We start from the raw sequence: 8,489 nt of genomic DNA, 5'->3' as shown, positions 1-8,489 counted from the left end.
TTCATTGCGACATCTTCTTTAACTTGTCACAAAGGTATATAATTTTATTGGGTAAACCACTGTGCTCTTAAAAGAAAGTATTTCGTTAATGGCTTATCCAAAGCTATTTTGGAAAATTCTATTTGTTTTTTCGCTAGCTGATTTTATAAAACTGCCACCGATAGTTCGTACTTTCGAAAAAAAACCCTATATTTGCAAATGAAAGAGTTATTTGACAGCATAGCAACGCAAAACGCTGAAATTCGCACGGTTGCTAACTCGTTACCGCTACTTCTCAAATAGTTCGTTAAAAGTTTATTTCTCAATCGGTTAAGTCTAACTGACAAAAATCTAAAATAGATAATATAAACTCTTTGATTGCATCCATAAAATAATTATGAGAATGCCCCCTAAAAACCTAGAATAATATTATGATTGCCAATATAAAGAATATCTTGTATTCTTTTTTCATACGAACAACTGTCCCTAAAAATTACCATATAGAATGACAAATAAAAAGAATCTATGCTTTCCCATTCATCTTCTATTGAAAATAGTTTATCATTTGTGCAAAAACCATTCTTAAGTTTATAATAAAAACCTTCATCGTTTATTATAAACGGGTCGACAGTTTATTATAAACTTTCATATAGCATTTAAGCACTTTCAGATCAAATTTATGCAACAAAAAAGGCTGCAAAACTCCTAAAAGTTTGCAGCCTTAAGCTCTTTGTCGGGTTATTTATACCCTAATCCTCATAAGGATCACCTAGGTGTTTTGTTATAATCTTATACTGTTTCATCGTCAGATAGCGATGATTGTAGGGCAGATACCCTGTCGGCATAAGTTCTTTGACCAACGGGTTACAACCTTTAATCCATCGGCTGAGACAACGTACCGCGTTCTTGCTGGTAGTACATCCGGGGAAGTACATCACGGCAAGTTCGGCAAAAGCTAAGATTCTTCTCATTTCACTTTTAAGTTTTAAATTGTAGTTTTATTGTTGTTATTATATCTACAAATATACAACATAAAAAAGCGTTTGTCAAGTCATTCGGGCTGTTGAAGATTAACGAAGCGTAAAATTAATAATATTCTATTGATAACCAATAAATTACACATTAATTATTTATTCATATACAGCGTCAATAAAGTTCAATAATTCATAGTTGTTCTACAAATTCCAATGCCCTACTACCTAACCCTTATATCAATCCGGCCGTAACAAGGCAATACTTCCAAAGTTTTACAATAATTCCCCCATGCTATCTCAGGATAATCCCAACGATTATTAGCATATAATATCAATTGTTCATTGGCACACTTGTTTATACGGCAAGCCACTGAAGCATCCTGAGAAATAACTGATAATTGATGCTCACCTTCTGCCCCAGTAGAAAGTGAATAATAATAAATATTTTCTTTCATACCTTTTGCCATTTGAGTTAGTGGTTCCTTACAATTCGCACCGGCGTCAGCCCAATAGTAATAATTGTGCGTATCAACCTGCCAGGACTGAACAGGTTTCTCACCATATCCCTTTTGCTGCGATTCGTAAAGCGAGGCCTCACCCTCATTTCCTGCAAATGCTCCTACAGGATAATAATTCCAGTACCCTTTGCGCCTCCAATTTAACTGATGTATACTATGAGATAAATAGAAAGATAATCCTGTTTCACGTAAGAATCCGTTAGGAACACCCTCTGTCCGATAGTTTATAGACAATTCACCAGCCGAGGTTACTTTTATATCAAAATCAACATTCACTTCCCGATAAGTCCCGGTAAGAGAAATACAGACCCCGTCCTTTTGTTGACTGTAATCAAAAGATTTCTTTTTCCAATCAATATCAGAAGTGGCAAAATGGTTAGCCGTTTTACGTACTTCAGCCCCTGTCAAGTGGTTCAAATTCACATACAAGTTCAAGAACGGACCTTTTTCAATAATTACTTCCTCTCCTACTGTTGCATTGACAATCAATCCGGTTTCTTTATCGAAAGGTATTTCAAAACCATTACCATGTACAATCACTTTGTCACCTTCATCTGTTACGGATAAATTTTGTCCGGCGAGCAAGGAAGGGTAAATTATCTTTTCCGTTCCCAATACAAAACGATACACATCAATCAACTCATTAGCAGCGGTAAAAAACTCGACCTGCAAAGTTTCTCCATTCTCCCATTGCTCAGCGGGAATGACTATCATACCTTTCGTATGAGGTGCGACCGGTTGCAATTCCAAAGATTTTGTCACACCTCTATAAGTGTAGGTAGCATGAATTTCATTCAAATTTGTATGGTCAAATCGGTTATGTATAGTCAACATCAATTTTTGTCCGGTAGTAAATGAAAGATTATCCTCCACAAGTAACCGAACAGGTGAATAAGCCTTTTTAGTTGACCAGAACTCCGGTTTTTGCCGACGCCATACATCAACAATCCCCCATTCACCATATCCCACACAATTTCCTTGATAATCCAGCAGCTTGGCAGTACGTGCGAATTCTTTCCAGAATGAAGTCCCGAATTTAGGTTCCGGTAAGGAGAAAGTCTCATCCACATATCCCCAAATAGCACCTCCCAGACCTCCCGGAGCATTAAACAATCCACTCCACATCATATCAAGAGATTTCCCCCAAAATTCACGGATATTGGGGTCAGTTTGTAATGTGGCATATGTATAGCAAGCCGGATGCGCCCATTCGTCAAATAAAGCCGGAATACCATGTCCCTGAAAATTACGGGTAGACATTCCCCACTGCCCTACATTTCCATATACATTCTGATAATGCATACTTAAGATATCAAATATTTCTGCCTTTTTTTCTACAGCCGAACCCGGATAACTAAAAATAACAGGGCGAGTGGTATCAGTCGCCTTTATCCAATCCCAACATAACTGAAAATTACTTCCGTAAGCACTTTCATTACCAATACTCCAAAACAGGATTGACGGATGGGAACGAAGACTCTTTACCATCTCCCGGCATTGACCCAAATAACGTTCGGCAAACGCCGGATCATTTTGCGACCTGCCGGGCTTATAATTCTTCTGACGATATGTATCTACAAAACAAACAGCCGTTTCACTTTCCACATAAATCCCATAACGGTCACAAAACTCCAGAAAACGTTCAGTAGGAGGATAATGCGAGGTACGGACAAAGTTCATATTAGCCTGTTTGAACAGTACCGCATCCAGACTATCCAGCTCTAAAGTAGTGGTACGCCCCAAAGTTGGATGAATATCATGGCGGCAGGCACCGCGCAATTTCACCTGATGACCGTTGACCAGCATACGGTCTTTTATAATCTTGACTTCACGAAAACCGATATTGCGACTAAACCGAGAGGTTTCTTGCCCATTCTGAAAAACAATTATTTCCAGTTCATACAAATTTGGATGTTCCGCATCCCATTTAAGCGGATTTTTAACAGGTAACGAAAAAATATTTTGTCCGTCCGACAATGCAAAACGGGACTGCGACAATGGTACATACTTTCCGGACTTATCTTTCAAACGCAACTCCATTTCCGTGCTTTCCTGCCCGGAGAACTTGCAAAAGAAACGTAAATCTGCATCTTGATATAAAGAATCAAGATGAGTCTCCACACCTATGTCATATAAATGGGATTCGGGCAATGCAAATAAGGTTACGTCACGAAGGATACCACCTATAGGATGATGAGCATATCCGGAAGCATACGAAATTTCGTCTAGCCGATCCACTACTGCCAGTTGTATCTCATTCTTCTTTCCGATACGTACGAAAGAAGTAATATCCGTCTCCCAACGGGTAAAGCCACCATGATGTTCACGAACAAATTTTCCATTAACACTCAATCTGGCATGGCTATATACCCCATCAAACCGCAATATAAGCCGTTTGCCTGCATAATCAGCGGGTATCGTGAAATCTTTCTTATAAAAAAATGGTTTGTCATGTTCAATGGCAAAACCTTGCATAGCTGCCTCACCGGGGACTTGAATACTTGTCCAGCGACTTTCGGGAGAGTATTTGAAATCCCAAGTTCCACTCAGCAGAAGCACCGGCCGGCAACTTCCCTCCAATCTAGTGGGCAATAAATAAGTCCGTTCGGTAAATGAAGAGGCAACAGAAGGTCTAATTGCTAAAAACAAAAATATACCTACCATTGCTAATGTCTTTTTCGTTTTCATGATATAACTAATTATTATCTAAAGTTTAAAACCGTCTGATATATATATTTTATACTTTCTGATTTGTCCCGGAGCACCTTTCTCTGCACGGGGTAAATAACGGAAATCCGTAATTTTCTGTTTCTCACCCAAATCTATAACAATTTGGTGAGGATAAGAAATTTTATCGACAGTTTTCCAATAGGTAGACTCTTGTAAATCAAAAACTTTATCCGCTGTATAATTACCTTTTTCCGTCTCTTCGCTATCAGCATATATCACTTTCCATGATTCACGGCTGACAGGTTTGCCATCTGATCCTAAAATATAAACCTCCCATTTCCCATTCTGCACAAACGTAAAGACCGGAACGAACAATGAAAATGAAATTTTGCCTATTGAAAAGATGTTTGATTATTTTTACGCCTATACATTCGTTATAGAAACAGATAACAATAACCAAATACTAAAAAATAACAGACTCTCTTTATCATATTTATTTATTCTAAATAATCAGTTTATAAAAATGGCAGATATTATAGTGTTCCCTACAAATATCTGCCATTACGTTCTTATTTACTTTACAAAAGGCTTTTCCTAATTAGCCGTTTGGTTCTCCTTTTCTTTCGGACGTTCTTGTTTGGCACTATCCCGGTACTTCATATAATCTTTAGTATTAAGCCGCGGAAATCCATCTTTTTTTAATTTCCGCCCTACTTCCTTTAATACTCGTACATTCTCCTCCAAAATCGTTCCATCCGGACGAGGCCCTATATTCAGCAATAAGTTTGCATTTACTTTAGCACAATAATCCAATAAGTCCATTACCTCTTTTGCTGACTTCTGACGCTGTTTAGGACTACTGTGATACCCCCAACCTAAACTTTGTATCGGGATATTCAATTCAGCCGGTTTAGCCTTATTGTTTTGCCAAGAATAGTCAGCAGCATCCTGGACCTTTTTAGGTAATCCTACACTCTTGAACACCGGTGCCAAAGAACCAAAGTGACGCTCTCCTGTAATAAAGTCCTCATTCCCATTTGCACCTGTTTTAAACACTACTAATGCATGAGGCTGTATGGCATGAATCATATCATATACTTCTTGTATATTGAACAGGTCCGAATATTGATAAACCCCTCCGACTGTGTCAAACCAAAAACCCGCTATAGGACCATACATCGTACAAAGTTCCATAATCTGTGTTTTTGCAAAGTTCATATAATGTTTAAAGTCTTCCGGCTTAGAGTATTTATATTCCTCCGGAGTCTTCGTATAATGAGGACGTGCCGGATCATACATCGTATTAGGAATATAATATGGATGATGCCAATCCAGCCCGACAGAATAATAGATAAATAAACCTAATCCAGCTTTCTTACAGGCAATGGACAGTTCCTTTAAGAAATCTCTTCCCGAAGGATACTTCACACTGTTATAGTCTGATGCTTTCGAATCCCATAATGCAAACCCATCATGATGCTTAATAACGAAAGTAATGTATTTCATATTTGCATCTAAAGCCAGATTCACATAATCCTGAGCATTAAACTTATCTCCTTTGAATTCCCGGGCTTTCTGTTCATATTCCTTAATGGGAATCCGGTTATTATACATTACCCACTCGCCTTGTCCGTATAAAGAAGCCGGCCCCCAATGTACAAATAATCCAAAACGGGCATCTTTAAACCATGACAAGGCAGCTTCTTTCGGAGATTTTTTATATTGTTTCTCATATCCTTTTAAGAAATAAGGCATTTCCCGCCATGTACTTTCTTGAGCACAGACTTCTGCCAATACGCCTAAAAGGCAAATAATAAATAAATTTATTCGAATCTTTTTCATATATATTTTTTATTTATACTCCAACCATGCAGTAGCGTTAGTATCAGAATCTGTCGAGAAGCGTATCCATCTTGCCTGAAATGGAGCTTTCAATTCATAAGCCAACTTCTCCCCAGGTTTTACAGTCAAAGTAGTATAATTCACCCATTTCCCATTACCTGTTGGGTCAATTTCTATGGTAAAGGTTACATCTTTTTGAGAATTATGTGACAAGGTTAAATTCTTCTTATCATAAAAGCCGATCAGATACGGATCGGACACCTCTCCTGCCTTTACTAAAGTGTTTTTCCAAGGACCGCCTTTGCCTGTCGGTTTGCCCATACTCCACAAATCATCAATAGCACCTGCCCATACGGCAGCTTTACCATCTTCCGACACGATGATATGTTCATTATCTTTATCCTTTTTAGGGTCAATACCGGTCATCACTAACATTCCCCGGTAAGAGGCATAATCATTAATCCGGAAATTATGAGAAGCAATCGGACGAATCTTGGCATAACCATCCGCATTTTCAGCAGGTAGTTCATAGAAAGTACCATGACAATTAAATAAGTCACGTTCTGTAGCCACTTCGCGACAAATACGTACCACATCCTGTCCAATCAACTTAGTGTAATTTTCGTCTCCCAACGGTAAACGCCAACGTCTTTGTCTGTCGTCAACGATCAGAACCGATGATTCGTCAATAGTAACTACCTGATGAGGTATCGCAAATTTCTCACGAATAAAATCGGCAGTCTGAGTATCATCCTTACGCACCAATGCCAAAGTATCGCTCATCTCATAATACCCGTTTTCTATTACTTTACCGTTTTCAATATTGGAAGCTAATACACCTAAAGCTCTTCTATTCTTGCCAAGGCCGTATAACAATCCTCCAAGAGTATTTTCTTCCGATACTTTTGACAATCCGTTGAATATGGAAGAAGAAGCGGAAGAACGAGTATCAACTGTAGTATATACGAAACTTACGGACACATTACTTTCCTTGTCTATTTTCACACGAATCCATTCTCCCTGCTCTTTAGCAGCAAAAGGCAGATAAGCCGATTGCCCAGCTTCTACCTGCACGGCAGTCAGTTCCTTCCAAACATTATTTCCCTTCTGATCTATTTCAAATGTAAAGGTTATATCCTGCCCTCCATCATTTTGCAACCAGCAACAACGTTGCTCCCAACCGGCAAACATATAAGGATCCGAATAAATATTTGCTTGCACTTCTTCTTTCTCCCAAATGGCTCCATCTACTGTAGCAGGTCCTAATTCATCAGGTTTAGTCAAAGACGTGAACCACAGGTTCGAATTGGATTGTCCCGGACCTTCTATATTTCCTTTTGCCTTACGTTTGTTTAAAAATTCTTTTTGGGCAGAATCATCGCAACCAAACACCAATTCATCATTCCAACGGGCAAAGTCTCCAATCACTTTCAAATAACTTGAACGGGGACGAATACCGGCAGAATTATCAGCGGTGAACATTTTTGGAAAATGCCAGAATAAACCGTGCATAGTCATCAGATAATCCGGTTGATCATCTGTACCAACATTACGAATACGTGGCCATTCAGTATTCCAGCCATGTGCACCGTCATAAGAATGACTTGCTTTAGGCAAACGATAAAAGGTCCATCCTTTCTGCGAATCTCTTACTCCAAGTAGCACTGATTTATGATCCCAGCCTGTAGCCCAAATAGGATCCGTTTCCGGATTTGTGTTACCGTATATACCGCCGGGACCGGTCAATTCTACAAATTGATTACGACGTACGACTTTCCAGTCTTTGCCGTCCCATTCTGATAATGAACCGGATAACGCATCAAAATGCTCCATAGCAGCGGCACTATTCTCTCCGTTATTTGAGAATACCATCACTCCTTGTCCTGAATACAATCCTTTACCATGCGCTCCCGGCAGTAATTCTACGGGTTTGGGGGTATTTTTAGAGTCTTTACGATATAGACGCCATGCTTCATTACTATCTTTATATAATTCCTTAGCTTTCAAAGCATTAACATCTATTTCATAGAAACCTTCTTCCATCGTGCCAATATAAATCTTATTGGCAGGATCTGTCAAATGACGAGCCGAACCGGTATATCGTCCCGGAGCCTCCTGCCAAGGCAAAACTCTGACATTACCAGACTCGTTAATAAAATACGGACCTATATTCAATTGGTTTGATTCCTTATGAATCAGTCGGTTAGCAGGTGTTCCTCCAATACTTTCCGAACGGACAGTCATCTTCTTGTCCGGAGTTATCTGATATAGTTTATCAGATGACCCGAAAGGTAAATGAGGTCCATAGGTGATAGCCCATAGACTACCTGCCCAAGGAACCACAGCACCTGTTCCGCACTCGCCCTCATTATTATAAAAAGCCAGTTTGGGATAAATTCCCGATATATTATCCTTTTGTGTTTGTTGTGGTGCAGTACATCCGACTACCCCTAAGGCTAATAAACCTGTCCAAAAATGTTTCATGTTGTTCTTTATTAATTAATAT

4 protein-coding genes and 1 pseudogene are annotated in these 8,489 nt (G+C 39.0%); all 5 read right to left on the bottom strand.

The features are described 5' to 3' along the window. Positions 1-728 precede the first annotated feature (728 nt). Entirely contained in the window at positions 729-950 is a 222-nt protein-coding gene (locus BHV72_RS03845; protein WP_005676707.1) for a DUF4248 domain-containing protein, read from the bottom strand. A 224-nt stretch (positions 951-1,174) separates the two neighbouring features. Further along, positions 1,175-4,159 (bottom strand): glycoside hydrolase family 2 protein, encoded by a 2,985-nt coding sequence (locus tag BHV72_RS03840; RefSeq protein ID WP_286854805.1) that lies wholly within the window; start codon positions 4,157-4,159, stop codon positions 1,175-1,177. 18 nt (positions 4,160-4,177) lie between these two features. Next, positions 4,178-4,474: pseudogene (locus BHV72_RS03835) on the bottom strand (discoidin domain-containing protein); the annotation flags it as partial. Positions 4,475-4,735: 261 nt separating this feature from the next. Further along, positions 4,736-5,983, bottom strand: coding sequence for an alpha-L-fucosidase (locus BHV72_RS03830; RefSeq protein ID WP_122295344.1), 1,248 nt, complete (start codon positions 5,981-5,983; stop codon positions 4,736-4,738). A gap of 9 nt (positions 5,984-5,992) precedes the next feature. After that, entirely contained in the window at positions 5,993-8,467 is a 2,475-nt protein-coding gene (locus BHV72_RS03825; protein ID WP_122271786.1) for a hypothetical protein, read from the bottom strand. Between the last annotated feature and the right edge of the window lie 22 nt (positions 8,468-8,489).

Source organism: Bacteroides sp. 43_46, assembly GCF_001915455.1.
GTDB classification, from domain to species: Bacteria; Bacteroidota; Bacteroidia; order Bacteroidales; family Bacteroidaceae; genus Bacteroides; species Bacteroides caccae.
This window is presented reverse-complemented; position numbering and strand designations above follow the sequence as displayed.

Excerpts from the sequence above, each read along its gene's own strand:
- BHV72_RS03845 (WP_005676707.1), bottom strand. The coding sequence starts at position 950 with ATGAGAAGAATCTTAGCTTTTGCCGAACTTGCCGTGATGTACTTCCCC.
- BHV72_RS03840 (WP_286854805.1), bottom strand. The coding sequence starts at position 4,159 with ATGAAAACGAAAAAGACATTAGCAATGGTAGGTATATTTTTGTTTTTA.
- BHV72_RS03830 (WP_122295344.1), bottom strand. The coding sequence starts at position 5,983 with ATGAAAAAGATTCGAATAAATTTATTTATTATTTGCCTTTTAGGCGTA.
- BHV72_RS03825 (WP_122271786.1), bottom strand. The coding sequence starts at position 8,467 with ATGAAACATTTTTGGACAGGTTTATTAGCCTTAGGGGTAGTCGGATGT.